Below are 853 nucleotides of genomic sequence, written 5' to 3' on the forward strand. Positions count from 1 at the left end.
CGCCAGGCCCGTGCCTCGGCGCGTTCCTCCCCGGCACGCATCGCCTCCACCGACAGGTCCACCGCCAGCGCGGTCGGCGCCTGGTTGAGGGTGTGCACGCCGGCACTGGCCAGCGCCAACAGCGCATCGGTCGCCTGCTTACCGATGCGGTCTTCCAGCAGCCGGCGCAGTCGAGGCTGGTAGTCGACGACGACCACGCCGGCTTCCAGGCCGAGTGGCAGGCCCGGCAGCTGCAGCAACCGGCCCACCGTCGCCGCGCCCAAGCCGGCGATGTTGGCGCCGACCGTCAAGGCGCGCAGCGTCTCGGTCATCCCATCACCGGGCAGGCTCACCGGCGCATGACCACGGGATCGATCCGCGCGGTACTGGCTCTCGGTGTCCGACACCACCTGGCACAGCTCGCGCACCGATACGACGTCACTGCCGGCGGTCGGGTCGAGCCCGACCACCAGCCGCGACAACGGGTGGTTCAAGCGGACCGAGACCACCCCGGGAAGTGCGCGGGCGGCACCCAACACGGCGGTCGCCAGTTCGTCGCCGGCGGGGTCGTCGAGCCCACGGATCTCGACCCAGGCCCGGCCCTCGCCGCGGAAGCACCGGCGGGACAGCACCGGCCCCCCGTCGCCGTTGGGCAGGACAGCTGCGGCTACCCCGGCAGCGGTCTGGACTGAGGCATCGATCAGCGCTGAGGTCAGTTGGACACCGAAATTCGCTGCGCGCAGCGGCCATGAGCGGCGGACGGCTCCCAACGGTGAGTCTAAATTCACTCGTACCCGATTAGTGGCGGGTGCGGGTGCTGCTGGCGCTGCTGCGTGATTGCCGTGCCGCTGTCTTCTTCGGCTGCGGGCTACGC

1 pseudogene is annotated in these 853 nt (G+C 71.2%); it reads right to left on the reverse strand.

The features are described from left to right. Positions 1–767, reverse strand: a pseudogene (locus tag BN4346_RS46570) (cation-translocating P-type ATPase); the annotation flags it as partial. Positions 768–853: the final 86 nt, after the last annotated feature.

This window comes from Mycolicibacter icosiumassiliensis, assembly GCF_900078685.2.
Taxonomy (GTDB): Bacteria; Actinomycetota; Actinomycetes; order Mycobacteriales; family Mycobacteriaceae; genus Mycobacterium; species Mycobacterium icosiumassiliensis.